Origin of the sequence: Curtobacterium sp. MCLR17_007 (genome assembly GCF_003234655.2) — a bacterium.
Lineage (GTDB): Bacteria > Actinomycetota > Actinomycetes > Actinomycetales > Microbacteriaceae > Curtobacterium.
Genome location: NZ_CP126271.1, coordinates 3,369,808 through 3,389,092, shown reverse-complemented (window position 1 = coordinate 3,389,092; position 19,285 = coordinate 3,369,808). Strand labels below are relative to the sequence as shown.

The following is a 19,285-nucleotide window of genomic DNA, read 5'->3' as shown; positions in this document are numbered from 1 at the left end:
GCTGAGGTCCCTCGGAAGACCAGACGGGAGGCCCGGTGCCAGTCGGCACCGGGCCTCCCGTCCGTCTCGCATCGTGTGCCAGAAGGCTTCTGCTGAAGGGTCAAGAGCAGCCGGGGCGCCGTGCAGTCCGGAGGAGGTCGACGGCCATGGAGTCGGTCGCGAAGCCGAGTCCGAGGGAGTGGACGACGGCGACGCAGCCGTCGTCCAGTGATCGGACGATGCTGACGTGAGCGTCTCGCGTGGCTCCGTTGATGAAGTCCGCTCCGTCGCGCCGTGACCATCCCGGAGGCGTGTCCGCGCCTCGTGCACTCCATCTGGCAAACGCGACCAGGTCGTCGAACGTGGACCACACCCCGCCGGCAGCCGCGAACGGACCGTTGCTGAGCGTCCAGGGTCGACGAGGCGCACCGTTCGTCCCCGAGTGCACCGCCATCAGCTCTTGGTCGGGAGCAAGGGTCGGAGACCGCGCAAGATCTGCGCCGAACACGTTCTGTCGCGTCCAGTCCCACCATCCGCCAGTCGTGGCATCGAGTACCTCGCCGAGAACCGCGTACCCCGTGTTGGAGTACAGGTACGCCCCTCGGTCCCCAAGGGGCACCGACCACCGTTCAGGTAGTGCTCTGTTCGCAACCGACCGGTAGGGGTCGCGGGACGGGCGCAGCATCATCTGCCATGGAACGCGGAGCAGCCCGCTTCTGTGCTCGATCAGCTCCCCGATCGCGTACTTCGCGCGCGGCAACCTCGGCACGAGGGCTGCGACCTCGTCGTCCAGGGAGAAGGAACCGCGCCGGGCCGCTTCCGTCACCGCCGCCGCGGTGAGGCTCTTCGTCACGCTGCCCCACTCCCGCAGGAGGCGATGATCGAAGTTCCCGGAGGCGTCCCGCTCGACGCCTCCGTCGGGCAGTACCAAGGCGCTGATCCAGCTCGCCTTCCGGCGGCTCCGCTCAGCCACCATCGCCACGCGTGCCCCGCGCGAGCGCCGGAGGAGCCAGCCGAGATCGGCTGGTGATGTTCGACAGGATGCCGCGACTGATCTCCATGAGAACTCCCTTGCATCCGGCACCGGAATTTCACCGTACACGGTTCCTCGGATGGCGTGTCGAGCTCGCAACCTCAGAGCGCGGGTCGTGGAGCTCGGACGATCAGCCGCGCGTCAGCCCGACTCCATGCGGCCGGGCACGTATCCTCGCTGCGATGAACCGCCTGGGAACCGCTCTGCTCGCCGCGATCGAAGCGGTCGTGACGGTCGGCGTCGGCCTCGGGATCGCCCTGGTCCCGCTGACGCTGCTGTGGGGCTTCGAGTACGGCCTGCAGGTCGACTGGGACGTCTTCTGGAAGGCCGCGGGCAGCGTCTGGCTGGTCGGCCACGGGGTGGACGTCACGTTCGTGCTCGGTGCCGCTGCGGCCAAGGCCTCCGGGGTCAGCGGCGCGGGCGACCCGATCACGATCACGCTGGCCGCACTCGGGTTCGCGGCGGTCACCGCGTGGCTCGGCGCACGTGCCGGCCGCCGGTTCGCCGAGACCGAGCACCGGGTGACCGGGATCCTGGTCGGGACCGCCGTCGCAGCGGTCCTCGGGCTCGGTGTCGGGTTGTCGTCGACGTCGGCCGCGACCCACCCGGCCCTGTGGCAGGCGGTCGTCTTCCCCGCGCTCTGGTTCGGTGTCCCGGCACTCGCCGCCGCCGAGGTCTGCCGTCGTCGCCGCTCGATGCCGGCCGACCCGGTGACCGGGCGCGTGCTCGACCAGCTCCACCGCGTCCCCGAGGTCTGGCGCACCGTCGCCGGTTTCGGGCTGCGTGCGGGCACCGCGGCGACCGCGGCCGTGGTCGCCGTCGCCGGCATCGTCGTCGGGTTCCTGCTGTTCGGGTCGTTCGCCGAGGTCATCACCCTGTACGAGCGCTCGCACGCCGAGATCGTCGGCGGGGTGGCACTCACCGTCGGCCAGCTCGCCTTCCTGCCCGATTTCATCGGCTGGGCGACGTCGTGGCTCGTGGGCCCGGGCTTCGCGATCGGCACCGGGTCGACGGTCTCCCCGATCGGCACGACCCTGGGGCCGATCCCCGCGCTGCCGGTGTTCGGCGCGCTGCCGGCGTCTGGTCACACCTTCGGGCTGCTCTGGATCCTGGTGCCCGTGCTCGCCGGGTTCGCCGCCGGCGGGCTCCTGCGTCCCCGGCTCGTCCGGGCGCTGGGGGCGGACGACAGCGCGCTGCTCCGGGCTACCGCGGGTCTGGCGACCGGCATCGTGGCCGGGATCCTGACGGGCGGCATCGCCTGGCTGTCGTCGGGGTCCTTCGGTCCAGGGCGTCTCGCCGACGTCGGACCACACGCCCTAGTCGTCGGGCTGTTCGCCGCGCTCGAGGTCGGCGTCCCCGCGATCGTCGCGCTGGCGATCGGGCAGGACCTCGTGCGCATGCCCGAGCGCCGCTGGGCCCGCGAGCACTGGCACGAGGCCGACGAAGATGCCCGGGACGACGCCGAGGTGCACGCCGAGGGATCCCTCCTCGACGCCCTCGACCGGGCCGGTGCCGGGCGCACGACCGACGTGCACCGCTTCGCCGTCTCCGAGGCCCACCACGCCGCCACTCGCGCGGGCGACCACGGGACCGACAGTGCCGTGACCGAGCCCGTCGAGGACGACGCGCGGCGCACGTCGGACGCGCCACGGTCCTCCCGGTCGGACCCCGACCACCGACCTGATCGCGACCCGGACCACGACGTGTCGCTGCCCGACTGGGCGCGCTCCGGTGCGCCGACGTCGACGCCTGCTGCTCCTCGTGAACAGCCGTCGACGCCGGAGCCGTCCGCCGGACCCGGGAGTCGGGTCGGCGCCGTCCGCGACCGCCTGCGCGGCGCAGCGGACGGGGTCAAGGGCCGGGCCGGGGACCTGCGCGGGCACGCCGACGGCCTGCGCGGCCGCACCGACGGCCTGCGCGGCCGCGCCGCTGCGCTCCGCAGCCGGGCCGGCAGCCTGCGGGACCGCGTGACGGGCGCCGACGCCGAGCGCGCCGACACCGCGCCCGACGACCGCCCCGACCTCCACCGTCCGGAGCGTCCCGAGGTCGCCGGAGCCCGCGACGAGCAGCGCGCGTTCCCGTGGAGCACCGCCGAGTTCGTCTCCGGTCGCGACGACGCCGACGAGCCCACGCCGCCGCCGGCCGCGCCGGGGCGGTGGGACACGACCGACCAGGTCCCCGAGGACGAGCTGCCGTGGTGGCGCCGTCCGAAGGGCGACCGGTGACGGGCGTCGCACGCCACGACCGCCGGTAGGGTTGTCCCGTGCTCGAACTGGTCGTCCTGATCTCCGGTGCCGGCTCGAACCTGCGGGCCCTGCTCGAGGCGACCCGCGACGCCGAGTACCCCGCCCGCGTCGTCGCCATCGGTGCCGACCGCGACGCCGAGGGACTCGGTCTCGGCGAGGAGTACTCGATCCCGACGTTCTCGGTGCCGTACTCGCGCTACGACTCGCGCGCCGACTGGGGTCAGGCGCTCGCCGAGCAGATCCGCCCCTGGTCGCCGGACCTGCTCGTGCTCTCCGGACTCATGCGCCTGCTGCCGCCGGCCGTCGTCTCCGAGTTCGGTCCCGCGGTCATCAACACCCACCCCGCGTACCTGCCCGAGTTCCCGGGCGCGCACGGCGTCCGTGACGCCCTGGCCGCAGGGGTCAGCGAGACGGGTGCCAGCGTGATCCAGGTCGACGACGGCGTCGACAGCGGGCCGATCCTGGCCCAGGAGCGCGTTCCCGTGCTGCCGCACGACTCCGAGTCGACGTTGCACGACCGCATCAAGCCGGTCGAGCGGCGCCTGCTGATCCAGACCGTCCTCGACATCGCCAACGGACACATCGACCTGAAGGGCACCACGAGCGCATGAGCGTCCACGCCGCCGACCCCAGCCTGTACCGCGACCGGGACGTCGTCCCCGTGCGTCGTGCCCTCATCTCCGTCAGCGACAAGTCCGGTCTGCTCGAGCTCGCCGGGGCACTGGCCGACGCGGGGGTCGAGCTCGTGTCGACCGGGTCAACCGCGCAGACGATCCGCGACGCCGGCTACACGGTCACCGACGTGTCGAGCGTCACCGGCTTCCCCGAGTCGCTGGACGGCCGGGTCAAGACGCTGCACCCGTCCGTGCACGCGGGGCTGCTCGCCGACCTGCGGCTCGAGTCGCACGAGCAGCAGCTCGCCGACCTCGGGATCGAGGCGTTCGAGCTCGTCGTCGTGAACCTGTACCCGTTCGTCGAGACGGTCGCCTCGGGTGCCGACACCGCGACCGTGGTCGAGAACGTCGACATCGGCGGCCCGGCGATGGTCCGCGCGTCGGCGAAGAACCACCCGAACGTGGCGATCGTCGTCTCGCCCGCGTCCTACGCCGAGGTCGTCGAGGCCGTCCGCGCCGGCGGGACCTCGCTCGAGCTCCGGAAGCGCCTGGCAGCACAGGCCTTCGCGCACACCGCCGCGTACGACACCGCGGTGGCCTCGTACTTCGCCAGCGACGTTGTCGACGCAACCGCAGGCGACGTGGTCGCGTCCGACCCCGACCTCGAGACACCCGGCACCTTCGACGACCACCTGTCGTTCGACGCCGACCTGACCGCGACCCTCCGCTACGGCGAGAACGCGCACCAGGCAGCGGCGCTGTACTCCGGCGACGGCGGTACCGGGATCGCGCAGGCGACGCAGCTGCACGGCAAGGAGATGTCGTACAACAACTACGTCGACGCCGACGCAGCCGTCCGTGCCGCGTTCGACTTCACCGAGCCGGCCGTCGCGGTCATCAAGCACGCCAACCCCTGCGGCATCGCGGTCGCCGCCCCCGACGCCGCCGACCCGATCGCCTCGGCACACGCCGCCGCACACGCCTGCGACCCGCTGTCCGCGTTCGGCGGGGTGATCGCCGCGAACCGTCCCGTGACCGTGCAGATGGCCGAGACGGTGAAGGACGTCTTCACCGAGGTCGTCGTCGCCCCGGGCTTCGACCCCGAGGCCCTCGAGATCCTGTCGCGCAAGAAGAACATCCGGCTCCTCACCCTGCCGGCCGACTTCGCACTCGCCCCGCGCGAGGTCAAGCAGATCTCCGGCGGGTTCCTCGTGCAGGACGCCGACCGCTTCACGGCGTTCGACCAGTCCACGTGGGACCTGGTCGCCGGCGCGCCCGCCGACGACGCGACCCTGGCTGACCTCGCCTTCGCGTGGAAGGCGGCGCGTGCGGTGAAGTCGAACGCGATCCTGTTGGCGAACCGCGGTGCGAGCGTCGGGGTCGGCATGGGCCAGGTCAACCGGGTCGACTCGTGCCACCTCGCCGTGACCCGCGCCGGTGACCGTGCCGCCGGGTCGGTCGCCGCCTCCGACGCCTTCTTCCCGTTCGCCGACGGACTGCAGGTCCTGCTCGACGCCGGGGTGCGCGCAGTCGCGCAGCCGGGGGGCAGCGTCCGTGACGACGAGGTCATCGCGGCGGCGACGGCGGCCGGCGTGACGATGTACTTCACCGGCGAGCGGCACTTCTTCCACTGATCTGAACAAATCGTGGCAAGGCCATTGCGCTGCGGAGATCCTCTGAATAGCCTGTAAGGCTCTGCGACAGGCAGCCGACGATCCCTCGGGAACGGCGGCACCGCAGACACAACGGTGACGAAGACGACGACTGGAGTGACGATGGACATCTCGACCGGAACAGTGGCGACGGCCGCCCGCGCAGGTCACGTGTCCCTCGTGGGGACCGCTTCCGCTCCGCGACCCCGACGGGCCGCGGCCGCCGCCTAGCCAGGCCGTCTCCCACGGCCTCGCGGCGCCGCACCACCACGGCGACCGCGAACCACCCGCCTGAACCCGGGGGACACCTGTCCTTCGGTGCCTACCGGCCCGACCGACGTCACGCAGGTGACGGCGGTGGCGCGCGACCACGCGCCCGGCTGATGACGACCACGCAACGCACACCGAGCCTCCAGGCCGGTCCCGAGCAGACGACGCACGCACCGCGGGCGGCGTCGGCCCGGTCGGCCGGGGACCCGGCAGACGCATGAGGACGCAACGCATGTCCAAGTCGCCCACCACGGCGCGCCCGTCCACCTTCCGCGCGATCGCGCGGATCTACCCCTACGTGAAGCCCTTCCAGGGCCGCCTCATCGCCGGCATGGCCGCGGCGATGGGAGCCTCCCTGGTGGCGCTCGCCATCCCCTACGTCCTGCAGTGGCTCGTCGACGGCCCGCTGTCGTCCAAGGACGATGCCCAGATCTGGCCCGCCGGGCTCGGTGTGCTCGCCCTCGGCGTGCTCGAGGCGTTCTTCATCGCCTCGCGTCGCCGCATGGTGATGCGCCCGTCGACCCGCATCGAGACGAGCATGCGCAACGCGCTGTACGCCAAGCTGCAGGACCTGCCCGTCGCGTTCCACGACCGGTGGGAGTCGGGGCAGCTGCTGTCCCGCTCGGTGTCCGACCTGTCGCTCATCCGCCGCTGGCTGGCGTTCGGCGTCGTGCTGCTCGTCGTCAACGTCGTCACGATCGTGGTCGGGTTCGTCGTGCTGTTCACCTTCGGGTGGCTGCTCGGCCTGATCTTCCTGATCGCGTCGATCCCGCTCTGGATCAACGGGCTGCTGTTCGAGCGTCGGTACTCCGTCGTCGCGCGCCGCAGCCAGGACCAGGTCGGCGACCTGGCGACGAGCGTCGAACAGTCCGTGCACGGCATCCGTGTGCTCAAGGCGTTCGGCCGCGGCGGGTACAAGCTCGAGGAGTTCAGCGAGCAGGCCGAGGCACTGCGTGGCACCGAGATCAAGAAGGCGAAGGCCATCGCGAGCATCTGGCTGTGGCTGCTGCTCGTACCGGACGTCGCCTTCGCGCTGTGCCTGCTGGCGGGGATCTACCTGGCCAGCCAGGGACAGCTCAGCGTCGGGCAGCTGTTCGCGTTCTTCGCGACGGCGACGGTGCTGCGGTTCCCGATCGAGTCGATCGGCTTCCTGCTCTCGATGACGTTCGACGCGCGCACCGCGGTCGACCGCTTCTTCGAGGTGATGGACTCCGAGAACACGATCACGGACCCGGAACACCCGAAGACGATCGCCGAGCCGCACGGTGCGCTGTCCTTCAACGCCGTGCACTTCCGGTACCAGGACTCCGCGGCGCAGTACCCGGACCTCATCAACGGCGTCGAGCTGCGGCTCGAGCCCGGTGAGACCATGGCGCTCGTCGGGCTCACCGGCTGCGGCAAGACGACGCTGCTCTCGCTGGTGCCACGGCTGTACGACGTGACCGGCGGATCGGTGACGATCGACGGCGTCGACATCCGTGACCTGACGCGTGAAGAGCTGCGACGGCACGTGGGCGTCGCGTTCGAGGACGCCACCCTGTTCTCGACGACCGTGCGGGAGAACGTGCTGCTCGGTCGCCCGGACGTCACGGGTGAGGCTGCCGACGCGCTGCTCCGCGAAGCCCTCGACATCGCACAGGCGTCGTTCGTCGACGACCTGCCCGACGGCGTGGACACCCGCGTCGGAGAAGAGGGGCTGTCCCTGTCCGGTGGGCAGCGGCAGCGGCTCGCGCTGGCGCGGGCGATCGCGGCACGGCCGTCGGTCCTGGTGCTCGACGACCCCCTGTCGGCGCTCGACGTCGACACGGAGGCCCGCGTCGAGGCCGGCCTGCGCCGGGTCCTCGCCGAGACCACGTCGCTCATCGTGGCGCACCGTCCCTCGACGGTGACGCTCGCGGACCGCGTCGCGCTCATGGAGAACGGCGTCGTCACCGCCGTCGGCACCCACTCGGAGCTGATGGCCACGAACGACCACTACCGCTACGTCATCTCGTCCCTGGACGAGGACGACGCGACCGCACGACAGGAGGCGATGGCATGACCCAGCAGGGAGACACCAACCAGGCCCTCGGCACCCCGGCACAGCCCATCGGCACCACGGACCTGCCAGGAGGCTCGGATCCGGAACTGCAGGACACCGCGGCCGCGCAGGCTGCCGCACCCGTCACCGCCTCGATCACCACGCTCGGCGTGCGCGGCGAGGAGCGCGAGGACTTCACCAAGGCGGAGAGCAAGCGCCTGCGGCGCCGCTCGCTGTCGCTGCTCGGGTCGCTCGCGGCGCCGCTGAAGGCCCGCCTGGTCCTGCTCGGCATCGTCGTGGTCGTCTCGACCGCCGGGACCGTCGCCGGACCGGCGCTGATCGCGTGGGGCATCGACAACGCCCTGCCCGACGTGCTGGAGCGGAACGACTGGGTCCCGGCGTTCGGGGTCGTGGCGACGTACATCGTCGTCGCGGTCCTCGGCGCGGTCCTCACCGCGTGGTACACGGTGCTGGCGGCGCGGATCAGCCAGGCGATCCTGTTCGACCTGCGCAAGCGGGTGTTCCTGCACACGCAGCGCCTGTCGCTCGAGTTCCACGAGACCTACACGTCCGGACGGATCATCTCCCGTCAGACGAGTGACCTCGACTCGATCCGCGAGCTGCTCGACTCGGGGCTGAACCAGCTCATCCAGGGCGTGCTGTACATGGCGTTCACCGCGGTGGCACTCGTGTCGCTCGACCCCACGTCCGGGCTGGTGCTCGCCGTGTCGCTCGTGCCGCTGTGGTTCCTGATCCGCTGGTTCCAGTCGAACTCGCAGACGCTGTTCCGTGCCACCCGTGTGGCGTCGGCCCGCGTCATCGTGCAGTTCGTCGAGACCATGACGGGGATCCGCGCCGTGCAGGCCTTCCGCAAGGAGTCCCGCAACAAGGACGAGTACGGCGGCTTCGTCGAGGACTACCGGGTGGCCAACACGAAGGTGTTCAACCTGTTCGGGACCTTCGACCCGGTGCTGGTGCTCATCGGCAACGTGACCCTCGCCGCGGTGGTCGTCATCGGTGGCTTCCGCGTCGTCGGCGGATCGCTCGAGGTCGGCGCGCTGCTCGCGGTGGCGCTGTACGCCAAGCGCTTCTTCGACCCGGCGCAGGAGCTCGCGATGTTCTACAACGGGTACCAGTCGGCCTCGGCCGCGATGGAGAAGATCTCCGGGGTGCTCGAGGAACGTCCGAGCGTGCCGGACCCCGTGAAGCCGACGAAGCTCGCCGACGCCAATGGCAAGATGGACTTCGACGACGTCGAGTTCGCCTACAACGCGGGCAAGGTCGTGCTGCCGGCGTTCGACCTGCACATCCCGTCCGGGCAGACGATCGCCCTGGTGGGGTCGACCGGTGCGGGCAAGTCCACGCTCGCCAAGCTCATGGCGCGGTTCTACGACCCGTCCCGCGGCTCGGTGAAGCTCGACGGCGTGGACCTGCGGGACCTCGACACGAAGGACATGCGCCGCGCGATCGTCATGGTCACGCAAGAGGCCTACCTGTTCTCCGGCACGGTCGCGGACAACATCGCGCTCGGCAAGCCGGGGGCGTCCCGCGCCGAGATCGAGTCCTCGGCCAAGGCGGTCGGCGCGCACGAGTTCATCATGGCGCTGCCCGACGGGTACGACACCGACGTGAACAAGCGCGGTGGTCGTGTGTCGGCGGGGCAGCGACAGCTGCTGTCGTTCGCCCGGGCGTTCATCGCGGACCCGAAGGTGCTCATCCTCGACGAGGCGACGGCGTCGCTCGACATCCCGTCCGAGCGGCTGGTGCAGGAGGGTCTCGAGACCCTGCTCGCCGACCGCACGGCCGTGATCATCGCGCACCGGCTGTCCACCGTCGCGATCGCCCACCGGGTGCTCGTGATGGAGTACGGCCGGATCGTCGAGGACGGCACCCCCGACGACCTGATCGCGGGCACGGGGCGGTTCGCCCAGCTGCACGCGGCCTGGCGCGACTCGCTGGTGTAGCCGCCGGGCGACCGGTCACGGATCGCACCCCTGCACGCGCATCGCGCCCCGCTCCTGCGGGGCGCGACGTGCGTGCGGGGGTGCAGCTCCGCCCGACTCGGGCGTGGTTGGCTGGTCCGCATGACAGACGACAGCCCGCAACCCGGCGGTGTGGCCCTCCGGGACCCGTTCATCGGCGCGCCGTTCACCGAGGCGCTCCGCCGGTTCTGGCGGAAGTACACCGTGTTCACCGGACGGGCGTCCCGGTCCGAGTTCTGGTGGTGGTGGATCACGTCGCTGGCGATCGGGCTCGTGCTGCAGCTCGTGCCCCAGGTGTTCACACCGGACACCCCGATGCTCGAGAACCCCGTGGGGTCCTACCTGTTCGTGCTCTGGGTGCTGGCCACCCTGGTCGGGTCGCTCGCGCTCGGCGCCCGACGGCTGCACGACGCGAACCTGTCCGGCTTCTGGCAGTTCCTGCACGTGCTGCCGGGCATCGGGTCGCTGGTGCTCTTCGTGGTGTTCCTGCTGCCGTCGAACCCGAAGGGCACCCGCTTCGACGTCTGACACTCGGGCGCGGCTCGTCGCCGAAGGCTCCCGGGGAGTTGGTAGTTCCGCGCGTGGCGCGTCGTCCCGCGCGTAGGGGGTCGTTCGTCCGGTGCCCGGGCGCCCCGGTGGTCGAGAGCGGTGGTCAGTCGGGAGCGGAGTGACGGATCTGGTTCGGGAACGTCGAGCGGAGAGAACCGGATTCGTCATCGACGTGGAGGGGAACCGGCATCCGGGCGCCCGCGGTGGGTTGGACTTATGACATCAATGCGCTGGACCCGTGATGTCGCGACGCTGTTGGGTGGGGGGAACGCAGAGAACGCCGCCCCGTGATCAGGGCGGCGTTCTCGTGTGGTGCTGTGCGCTGGTGGTGCGGGGGGTGTTACTTGATCTGGGCGGTGATGGTGGCGGTACCGACGAGGAGGCCGCCCTTGACGGCGTCGGTCTTGAAGGTGCTGTTGAGCAGCTTCGCGGCGTCGTCGGAGACGTGGACCGTGGTGCCGGTCAGGATCGCGTTGTCGCCCTCGAGCTGCAGCGGCTTGAGCGTGCCACCGTGCAGGGAGAACAGGTACGCGTTCGACGCGGCGACCTCACCGTTGACCAGGACGTCACCGTAGAGCTTGGACGAGCCCGGGTTCACGACGAAGTTCTCCAGCGTGACGGTCGTGCCGCCCGCGGCGAGGGTCAGACCCGAACCGTTGTGGTTCAGCAGGCCCTGCACGTAGGGACGGTACGACCCGTCCGGGGACCAGTAGGTGACGGACCCGGCGGTGATCGGGAACGACACGGCGCCGTCGGCGAGCTTCGCCGAACCCGACACACCCGGGGTCAGGCCCAGGCTCGTCAGGGCGTCGGTGAAGCCGGAGTCGAGGGCGACGGAGGTGTTCCCGCCCTTGACCTCGGGGACCGATGCGACGGGGGCGGGGATCTTCGACGAGGACGACGCGACCGTGTGGATCGTGGGCGTCGCGGCGTTCGCGGCGGTGATGCCGAACCCGGCACCGCCGAGGATGATCGCGCCGGCAGCGGCGACCGAGAGGGTGGTCTTGGTGATCTTGCGCATGGTGGTGAGTCCTTTGCTTGTCGCGCTCGACGCGCTGTTGCTGTGTGCACGCCGAACACACCCCGACAAGGGGTGGAGAACCAGCGACCTGCGGCTGGTGAGCGCTCCGGGTGTTTCCCGGCTGGTGACAATGATTCGGCACCCTCAGCGGAGTGGTTTGGTCAGTTCTCGCCTGTTACCGCTTCGTGACCAACGGGTCCCTGCGTGCCGTCCAGCTCGGGTGACCAGCGCGCGCGACGCATGTCGATCCTCCAGGCCGTCCGGCCCCACGTCAGGGGCGTGCCCTCGACCCGGTAGTGCTCCAGCGCGCGTGCTTCGTGGTGGACGGGTGGCAGTCCACCGGACCGCACCACGCGCCACCACGCCAGGTCGGAGCCCTCGTGGGCCATCACCTTGCCGACCGCCCGCGAGGCCCGCGATCCGAGGACAGCAGCCACGTCGCCGTAGGTCATCGCGCGTCCGGGCGGGATCGACCGGACGACATCGGCGACCGCTTCGCCGAAGTCCTGCTCCACTACAGGGAGAGCACCGCGAAGTGGTCGCCGTACTGGGTCTCGCGGACGACCTCGAAGCCGACCGCGCGGAAGAACTCCTCGGGGGATCCCTCGCCCGGTTCGTAGACGACCGTCAGCCGGTGGAAACCGCGCTTGCGGGCCTCGTCCGCCAGCCCGTGCACGGCGAAGCGACCGACGCCACGGCCCTGTGCGGTGCCCGAGACGTTGACGCGCCAGATGCACGCCTGCAGTTCTTCCTGCGCGTTGTCGGCGTCGAAGCTGCCGATGATGAGCCCGACGACCTCGTCGCCGTCGAGGACCACGCGCGGCCACGACGCACTCGGCTTGACGTCCGACTCGGCGACGCCGTAGGTCGTCGGTTGCACGAACTGCTCCTGCCCCGGCTTGAGCGTCAGGGAGTTGGCCGCGGTGGCGGTCGCGGCGGAGAGTTCTTCGAGGCGGAGGTCCGTCATGCGGTCAGGCTAACGGTGCGACCCCCGCCGGGGCCAGCCGCGGCGGTCACACTCCTGCATCGACCGCCGGCGCCACCGGGGCGTACCGAGCGAGCAGGACGTCACGCCAGGTGCGGATCGCCGCCACCGTGCCGACGACCATCGCCGCGAACAGACAGAGGCTGCTGAGCGTGCCCAGCAGCTGCCAGCCGGAGTTCCACGCCCACGGCCACGTGTCGAGGCCCATGCCGACGGCGGTGAGGAGCAGCGCCGCCGTCCCGGTCCGGGTCATCCGTCCCGCGAGCGCCCACACGCCGAGGGCGATCGAGAGCACCACGACGAACGACGCCGGGACACCGCGGTGCGTCGCGGACCCGACGAGCCCACCGACCACCACCACGAACGGCACCAGGACGTTCCAGACCGGGCGTCCCGACCGTGCCGACATGACCACTGCGGCGGCGGCGACCACCGCCGTGACGATGCCGAGGAGGCGGATCGCCCACGGCGCGAAGTCCATCCCGCCCCTGGTCACGATGCCGACGACCACCAGGACGACGCTGAGGCCGACCGATGCCCAGGACAGCGCGGTGCGCCGGTCGACGTGTTCGGGGAGCAGTCCGCGCTTCCGGGCGGCCCGGAAGCCGACGACGAGCGCGACGAGGACGGCGATCGCACCGGCGATGATCCAGGTCAGGCTGCCGAGTGCCTCCTGGGCCGCGGCGATCGAGGACTTCAGCAGGAAGCCGCTGCCGCCCCAGAGCAGCGCCCAGGTCAGGCTCCCGACGAGCGAGGCCGTCGTGAAGCGTGCCTGTGGGAGCCTCGCGGTCCCGGCCGCCAGCGGCGTCAGCGTCCGGATCACCGGGACCAGCCGGGTCGCGATGATCGCCACCGCACCACGGCGTTCGACGACCGCGATGGCGGCGTCCCACCGTTCGACACCCAGGCGCTGGACGAGCTTGCGGTCTCGGATCCCGCTGCCGAACCGACGGCCGAGGAAGTACAGCACGTGGTCGCCCACCGAGGCGCCGACGGTGACCGCCAGCACGAGCACGACCGCGCCGACCACGTCGTCGAAGGTCGCCCCGAGGAGCAGGACCGCGATCTCACCGGGGACGAAGGGGCCGAGGCCGAGGACCTCGAGTGCGGCGAAGCCCGCGGCGATCAACCACCGCACGGCGTCGGGGATCTGGTCGGCGCTGTTCGTCAGCCAGGAGAGGATGTCCATGTCCGGAACGGTAGGCGCGCGGCGGCCAGGACGTGTCGTTCCCTCGTCTCTTCGTCGTGGTACCCCGGGACCACGACGGCGCTCGCGCCCGCGGTATGGTCCAGGCATGGCGGAACACCGGCGCGGCGCGAACCTGCCGTCGATCGGCGGCTTCAACCGCACTGTCGTGCTCGACGCGGTCCGCCGGTCGCCCGACGGGCTGAGCCGCGTGGAGCTCGCCGGGCGGACGGGCCTCAGCGCACAGACGGTCTCCAACGTCACGCGGTTCCTGATCGAAGCGGGGATGATCGCCGAGTCCGGCACGGTCGTGTCCGGTCGCGGCAAGCCCCGGACGATCCTCCGGCTCGAGCCGGACAGCCGGTTCGCCGTCGGGGTCCACGTCGACCCGGCCGTCGTGACCTACGTCCTGCTCGACCTCGCCGGCACGGTCGTCGCGTCGACCACGACCTCGACGCCGACGGCGGACGACCCGGACCAGGTGATCCGGACGATGGCCGCCGCGGTCGACGGGCTCGTGGCGTCCGCCGAGGTGGACCCCGACGGCGTCCTCGGGGTCGGCATCGCCAGCCCCGGTCCGATCGACGTCGACGCCGGCATCGTCGTGGACCCGCCCTTCCTGCCCCGGTGGCGGGGCGTGCCGCTGCGGGACGCGCTGGCCGAGGCGACCGGCCACCCCGTGCTGCTCGAGAAGGACGTCACCGCGGCGGCGGTCGGCGAGATGTTCCTGGCGGGTGAGTCATCGGCGCGGAACTTCGCGTTCGTCTACTTCGGGACCGGCTTCGGCGTCGGGCTCGTCGTCGACCACGAACCCGTGCGCGGGACGGGGGCCAACGCGGGAGACGCCGGGCACCTCATGGTCGACCAGGGCTCGCTGGCGGGGACGCCGGACGGCAACGGCGATCGCGGCGAGGTCGGTGCGGCGGTCGCACCCGAGCGCCTCGTCCGCCTGGCAGCGGCGCGGGGGCTGGACCTGACCGGGGGCCTGTCGGAGACGGCCGAGCCCATGGACGCGGGTGCGGTGGACGCCGCGTGGGACGCCCTGGCCGCAGCCATCGACGCGGGTGACCCGACGGCGACCGCGCTGGCCGCCGAGGCCGGGACCGTCATGGGGCGCGCGGCGGTCGTCATCGTCAACCTGCTCGACATCGACCGCGTCGTGTTCGGCGGACCGTTCTGGTCGCGGATCGCGGCCGCGGCGCTGCCCGCCGCGTGCCAGGCGATCACCGGCTCGCCGATCCTCGTCCCCAAGCACCCGGTCACGGTGGTCGAGACCGACCGTGGGGCCGACGTCGCCGCGGTCGGGGCCGGCTGTCTGGTGCTCGACGCCGCCCTGTCGCCCCGGGCGAGCGCGCTGCTGATCCGTCGCTGACGGGGCGGCGCACCACCGGGCGTTCACCGGCCCGTCACCGGCCGGACGCTCGGGTGCTGAACAGTCGTGCAGGTCCACGCCTCCTCGCTCGAAGGATCCTGCATGCCCTCCCCTGTCCTGCGCCTCGGCGCCGCCGCCGCGACCTGCGCCGTGCTCGTGGCGGGCGTCCTCGCCAGCACGCCGGCCGTCGCAGCCGGCCCCGCCCCCGCAGCTGCGACCCCGGCCGCCGCCGCGACGCCCGATGCGACCGCGACGCCCGACGCCACCGCGACCCCGGATGCGACCCCGGCCGCCGCCGCGACGCCCGCTGCCAGTGCGGCCCCGACCGCTGCGGCCCCGACCGGGCTCGTCATCAACGAGGTCGAGTCCAACGGCGACGACGTCGACTGGGTCGAGCTCGCGAACACCTCCGCTGCCGCCATCGACATCAGCGGCTTCTCGATGCTCGACGACAGCGACTCGCACACCCCGTACGTCCTGCCCGCGGGCTCGGTCGTCGCGGCGGGGGGTCACTTCGTGCTCAACCAGAAGTCGTCCACCGCAGCCGGGTTCGACTTCGGGCTCGGCAACCCCGACGAGGTGCGGGTCTTCGACACCACGGGCGCCCTGGTGCTCGACTACGGGTACCAGGTGCACGCGCAGGTCACCGACGGGCGCTGCCCGGACGGCACCGGGCCGCTCGTCGACACCACCGCGTCGACGAAGGGCGCGGCGAACGACTGCTCCTCGCCGGTCCGCATCAACGAGGTCGAGTCGCAGGACGGTGTCCCCGGTGACTGGGTCGAGCTGACCAACATCGGCAGCACGAGCGTCGACCTGGGCGGCTACGTCCTCCGGGACAGCGAGGACGACCACACGTACACGATCCCGGCCGGCACGACCGTGGCCGCGGGCGGCTTCACCGTGCTCGACGAGGCCGACTTCGGCTTCGGGCTCGGCAAGGCCGACTCGGCGCGGCTGTTCGCCCCGTCGGGCACGCTCGTCGACAGCTCCACCTGGACCGCGCACGCCGCGACCACCTGGGGCCGCAACCCGGACGGCACCGGCGACTTCGCCGAGACCGCCGAGGCGACCAAGGGGCAGGCGAACCGCTTCGCGGGCGTCGTCACGGCCGAGGCCTGGCCCGGCGGACCGGACGAGACCGCACTCGACGACGAGGACGCCTTCTCCGGTGACCTCAGCGGCCTGGACTGGCAGCCCTCGTCCACCGCGACCGGCGGCGGCGTGCTCTGGGGCGTCCAGAACGGCGACGGACTGCTCTACCGGATTGTCTCCGACGGGGCGGGCGGCTGGGCACCGTCGAACGCCGCGGGCACGACGCTGCACTACGCCGACGGGTCGGGCACGCCCGATGCCGAGGGCGTGACCGTCACCGCCGACGACCCCGGTGCGGTGTACGTCTCCACCGAGCGCGACAACGACGTCTCCTCGACCAGTCGCCCGGCGGTGCTCCGCTTCGCCACGGACGACGGCTCCGAGCGGACGCTGAACGCGACCGACGAGTGGAACCTGGCCGCAGACTTCCCCGGTCTCGGAGCGAACGCCGGACTCGAGGGCGTCACCTGGATCCCGGACTCCTGGCTGACCGCGCGGGGCTTCGCCGACGAGCACACCGGGGCCGCCTACGCGCCGTCGAGCTACCCGGGCCACGGCTCCGGCCTGTTCTTCGTCGGCGTCGAGGGCACCGCGAGCACGTACGCGTACGCCCTGATGGACGACGGTTCGTTCCAGCGGGTCGCCACCATCGCCTCCCCGTTCGCGGTCGTCGCCGACCTGCAGTTCGACCCGACGCTGGACGCGCTGTGGGTCGTCTGCGACGACGCCTGTGCCGGACGCACCGCGCTGTACACGATCACCGACGGCGTCTTCGCGCCGCAGACCGTGTACGAGGCGCCGGCGGACGCCGACCGCACCCTCGCCAACGAGGGCTTCGCGATCGCCGACGTCTGCACGGACGGCGAGCGCGCGACCTTCTACGCCGACGACAACGACACCGACGGCTTCTCGCTGCGCACCGGCACGTACCCGTGCACGGACGACGGCGGCACCACCCCGACGCCCACCCCGAAGCCGACGCCGACGCCGACGCCGACGCCGGGTGAGGGTGGCACGCCCGCGCCGGCTCCGGGTGCGACCGCTCCGGCCGCGCCGTCGGAGTCGTCGTTGACGGAGGCTGCCCGCGGTGGGATCACGGCTCCGGCGTCGGCCCGTGCGGGTTCGACGATCACGGTCGGTGTCGGGATGTCGCACGTCGGTGAGCGGGTGCGCGTGTGGCTGCTGTCGGACCCGGTGCTGCTGGGGACGGAGACGGTGGCAGCGGACGGGACGGTGCGGGTGACGATCCCCGTCGGCACGACTCCGGGTGCGCACCGGTTGGCAGTGACCGCTGCTGACGGCACCCTGATCGGCTGGGCGTCCATCACGATCGACCCGGCCACCGGTGCCGTGTCGGGCGGTGACCTGGCGTTCACGGGTGCAGAGCTGGGCGGCGGGATCGCCGCCACGCTGCTGCTGCTCGCAGCAGGGACCGGCGTGCTCATCGCGCGTCGTCGCCGCCGCGCCAGCGCCGCGTAGCGACGTCCGGGACGGGAGGCCCGGTGCCAGCTGGCACCGAGCCTCCCGTCCTGTGCTCGCTGCACTGCATCGAGGGAGCAGGAATTGTCGGGTCGGGTCCGGTGACTCGACGTTTCCTGCTCCCTCGACGGGGGCGGGGATGGGGACGGGACGGGGACGGGTGCGCGGGAAGCGGACTGCCGCCGAACCGTGACGATTCCCTCTTGACAAGCAATAAGTCAATACGGTGGACTAACTGCGCAGCGCGGGCACGGTAGCCCGCGGATCCGTGCAAAGGAGCACCGATGAAACGCACCCGCATCATCGCCGGACTCGCAGCCGTGGCAGTCGCCGCAGTGGGTCTGGCAGGCTGCTCGAGCTCGGGGTCCGCCTCGAGCGACACCATCAAGATCGCCTACCAGAAGTTCGGCGCCTTCCAGCAGCTCGACGCCCAGATGAAGACCGTCAAGACCGAGTACGAGAAGGCGAACCCGGGCAAGAAGGTCACCCTCGTCCCCATCCAGGCGCAGGGCAACGACTACTACACGAAGCTCGCGCTGATGAACAAGGCCGCAGCGACGGCTCCGGACGTCATGTACGAGGACACGTTCCTGGTGAAGGCCGACGCCCAGGCCGGCTACCTGTTGCCGCTCGACAAGTACACGGCGAAGTGGAAGGACTGGGACCAGTTCTACGACAACGCCAAGCAGGCCGGTGAGGGCGTCGACGGCAAGACCTACGGCGTCCCCATGGGCACCGACACCCGTGCCCTCTGGTACAACAAGGACATCTTCAAGAAGGTCGGCCTGCCGGTCCCGTGGCAGCCCAAGACCTGGGACGACGTCCTCGCCGCGGCGAAGACGATCAAGGAGAAGTCCCCGGACACCATCCCGTTCAACATCTACTCCGGCAAGGCCCAGGGTGAAGCCTCGACCATGCAGGGCTTCGAGATGCTGCTGTACGGCGCGGACGGCTCCGGCAACACGCTCTACAAGGACAAGAAGTGGGTCACGGGCTCCAAGCAGTTCCAGGAGTCGCTGCAGTTCGTCAAGGACGTCTACCAGGGCGGCCTCGGCCCGACACCGCAGCAGGCGCTCGACACCAACGTCGGCACCACGATCGCCCAGACCTGGCTCCCCAAGGGCCAGCTGGCGATCGACCTCGACGGATCGTGGCAGTCGGGTACCTGGCTGAAGACCGGCACGGCGCCGTGGTCCGAGTGGAACGACGTGATGGGTCAGGCAGCGATGCCGACGCAGAACGGGCAGGCACCGGGCTACAACAGCATGTCGGGTGGCTGGACCCTGGCGGTCGGCAAGAACTCGAAGAACCCGCAGGCCGCGTTCGACTTCATCTCGACGTTTCTGAACAAGGACGGGTCGCTGAAGTACGACACGGAGAACAGCCAGATCGCCGTCCGCAAGGACGTTGCCGAGGACTCCGCGTACACGGACGCCAACCCGACGTTCAAGTTCTTCTCCGGGCTGGTGGAACACACCAACTTCCGCCCGGCGACGAGTGACTACTCGCAGATCTCGAACGCCGTCCAGGTCGCGATGGAGTCCGTGATGACCGGTCAGCAGACGCCGAAGCAGGCGGCTGCCGCGTACGACGACTCCGTCGTCCAGACGGTCGGCAAGAAGAACACCGTCTCCGGCTGACGCCACCCCCCATCGGACAGGAGGCTCGGCGCACGTCGTGCCCCGGGCCTCCTTCCCGGTACCCCACCTTCGGAACCCCCTCCGCACCCGGAAGGCATCCAGCGTGTCCACCACACCCCTCGCGCCGACGCTGTCGGCGCCCGGTGCGCCCAAGCGCACCGA

14 protein-coding genes are annotated in these 19,285 nt (G+C 71.3%); 9 read left to right on the top strand and 5 right to left on the bottom strand.

Going from position 1 to position 19,285, the window contains the following annotated elements; translation table 11 throughout:
* Positions 1-100: 100 nt before the first annotated feature.
* Positions 101-955, bottom strand: coding sequence for a serine hydrolase domain-containing protein (locus tag DEJ13_RS15965; RefSeq protein WP_111105908.1), 855 nt, complete (start codon positions 953-955; stop codon positions 101-103).
* Between the two features lie 239 nt (positions 956-1,194).
* On the opposite strand from DEJ13_RS15965, the gene DEJ13_RS15960 reads away from it, so the two are divergent.
* The 6 genes from DEJ13_RS15960 to DEJ13_RS15935 all read left to right on the top strand — a co-directional run bounded on the left by DEJ13_RS15960 (position 1,195) and on the right by DEJ13_RS15935 (position 10,324).
* Entirely contained in the window at positions 1,195-3,237 is a 2,043-nt protein-coding gene (locus DEJ13_RS15960) for a cell division protein PerM (protein WP_111105907.1), read from the top strand.
* Between the two features lie 38 nt (positions 3,238-3,275).
* Positions 3,276-3,869, top strand: a complete 594-nt coding sequence (purN, locus tag DEJ13_RS15955) for a phosphoribosylglycinamide formyltransferase (RefSeq protein WP_056121565.1) — start codon at positions 3,276-3,278, stop codon at positions 3,867-3,869.
* Positions 3,866-5,506 carry a bifunctional phosphoribosylaminoimidazolecarboxamide formyltransferase/IMP cyclohydrolase gene (purH, locus tag DEJ13_RS15950; protein ID WP_111105906.1) on the top strand — a complete coding sequence of 547 codons (1,641 nt, stop codon included), beginning with the start codon at positions 3,866-3,868 and terminating at the stop codon, positions 5,504-5,506. The genes purN and purH overlap by 4 nt, the downstream gene beginning before the upstream one ends.
* Positions 5,507-6,026: 520 nt before the next feature.
* On the top strand, positions 6,027-7,835 hold the full coding sequence (locus tag DEJ13_RS15945) for an ABC transporter ATP-binding protein (protein ID WP_111105905.1): 1,809 nt from the start codon (positions 6,027-6,029) through the stop codon (positions 7,833-7,835).
* A gap of 134 nt (positions 7,836-7,969) precedes the next feature.
* Positions 7,970-9,778, top strand: coding sequence for an ABC transporter ATP-binding protein (locus tag DEJ13_RS15940; RefSeq protein WP_111106168.1), 1,809 nt, complete (start codon positions 7,970-7,972; stop codon positions 9,776-9,778).
* A gap of 120 nt (positions 9,779-9,898) precedes the next feature.
* Complete coding sequence (locus DEJ13_RS15935) at positions 9,899-10,324, top strand: DUF805 domain-containing protein (protein WP_111105904.1); 426 nt, start codon at positions 9,899-9,901, stop codon at positions 10,322-10,324.
* A gap of 361 nt (positions 10,325-10,685) precedes the next feature.
* Here DEJ13_RS15935 and DEJ13_RS15930 read toward each other — a convergent pair whose 3' ends face one another.
* The 4 genes from DEJ13_RS15930 to DEJ13_RS15915 form a co-directional block, all read right to left on the bottom strand.
* Positions 10,686-11,366 (bottom strand): ABC transporter substrate-binding protein, encoded by a 681-nt coding sequence (locus tag DEJ13_RS15930; protein WP_111107600.1) that lies wholly within the window; start codon positions 11,364-11,366, stop codon positions 10,686-10,688.
* Between the two features lie 161 nt (positions 11,367-11,527).
* Positions 11,528-11,881: an MGMT family protein gene (locus DEJ13_RS15925; RefSeq protein ID WP_111106361.1), complete on the bottom strand. Its 354-nt coding sequence runs from the start codon at positions 11,879-11,881 to the stop codon at positions 11,528-11,530.
* Positions 11,881-12,333, bottom strand: coding sequence for a GNAT family N-acetyltransferase (locus DEJ13_RS15920; RefSeq protein WP_056120410.1), 453 nt, complete (start codon positions 12,331-12,333; stop codon positions 11,881-11,883). The genes DEJ13_RS15925 and DEJ13_RS15920 overlap by 1 nt, the downstream gene beginning before the upstream one ends.
* Positions 12,334-12,379: 46 nt before the next feature.
* Positions 12,380-13,540 carry a DedA family protein gene (locus tag DEJ13_RS15915; protein ID WP_181436965.1) on the bottom strand — a complete coding sequence of 387 codons (1,161 nt, stop codon included), beginning with the start codon at positions 13,538-13,540 and terminating at the stop codon, positions 12,380-12,382.
* 106 nt (positions 13,541-13,646) lie between these two features.
* On the opposite strand from DEJ13_RS15915, the gene DEJ13_RS15910 reads away from it, so the two are divergent.
* From DEJ13_RS15910 to DEJ13_RS15900, 3 genes are all read left to right on the top strand, one after another.
* Positions 13,647-14,909: an ROK family transcriptional regulator gene (locus DEJ13_RS15910; protein ID WP_111106363.1), complete on the top strand. Its 1,263-nt coding sequence runs from the start codon at positions 13,647-13,649 to the stop codon at positions 14,907-14,909.
* Positions 14,910-15,011: 102 nt separating this feature from the next.
* Positions 15,012-17,483 (top strand): lamin tail domain-containing protein, encoded by a 2,472-nt coding sequence (locus DEJ13_RS15905; protein WP_111106364.1) that lies wholly within the window; start codon positions 15,012-15,014, stop codon positions 17,481-17,483.
* A 284-nt stretch (positions 17,484-17,767) separates the two neighbouring features.
* Positions 17,768-19,123: an extracellular solute-binding protein gene (locus DEJ13_RS15900; protein WP_111106365.1), complete on the top strand. Its 1,356-nt coding sequence runs from the start codon at positions 17,768-17,770 to the stop codon at positions 19,121-19,123.
* Positions 19,124-19,285 lie beyond the last annotated feature (162 nt).

What these genes read in the sequence shown, in the direction of transcription:
- DEJ13_RS15945 (WP_111105905.1), top strand. Translation starts at nt 6,027, where the DNA reads ATGTCCAAGTCGCCCACCACGGCGCGCCCGTCCACCTTCCGCGCGATC.
- DEJ13_RS15930 (WP_111107600.1), bottom strand. Translation starts at nt 11,366, where the DNA reads ATGCGCAAGATCACCAAGACCACCCTCTCGGTCGCCGCTGCCGGCGCG.
- purH (WP_111105906.1), top strand. Translation starts at nt 3,866, where the DNA reads ATGAGCGTCCACGCCGCCGACCCCAGCCTGTACCGCGACCGGGACGTC.
- DEJ13_RS15960 (WP_111105907.1), top strand. Translation starts at nt 1,195, where the DNA reads ATGAACCGCCTGGGAACCGCTCTGCTCGCCGCGATCGAAGCGGTCGTG.
- DEJ13_RS15905 (WP_111106364.1), top strand. Translation starts at nt 15,012, where the DNA reads ATGCCCTCCCCTGTCCTGCGCCTCGGCGCCGCCGCCGCGACCTGCGCC.
- DEJ13_RS15900 (WP_111106365.1), top strand. Translation starts at nt 17,768, where the DNA reads ATGAAACGCACCCGCATCATCGCCGGACTCGCAGCCGTGGCAGTCGCC.
- DEJ13_RS15910 (WP_111106363.1), top strand. Translation starts at nt 13,647, where the DNA reads ATGGCGGAACACCGGCGCGGCGCGAACCTGCCGTCGATCGGCGGCTTC.
- DEJ13_RS15920 (WP_056120410.1), bottom strand. Translation starts at nt 12,333, where the DNA reads ATGACGGACCTCCGCCTCGAAGAACTCTCCGCCGCGACCGCCACCGCG.
- DEJ13_RS15935 (WP_111105904.1), top strand. Translation starts at nt 9,899, where the DNA reads ATGACAGACGACAGCCCGCAACCCGGCGGTGTGGCCCTCCGGGACCCG.
- DEJ13_RS15965 (WP_111105908.1), bottom strand. Translation starts at nt 955, where the DNA reads ATGGTGGCTGAGCGGAGCCGCCGGAAGGCGAGCTGGATCAGCGCCTTG.
- DEJ13_RS15915 (WP_181436965.1), bottom strand. Translation starts at nt 13,540, where the DNA reads ATGGACATCCTCTCCTGGCTGACGAACAGCGCCGACCAGATCCCCGAC.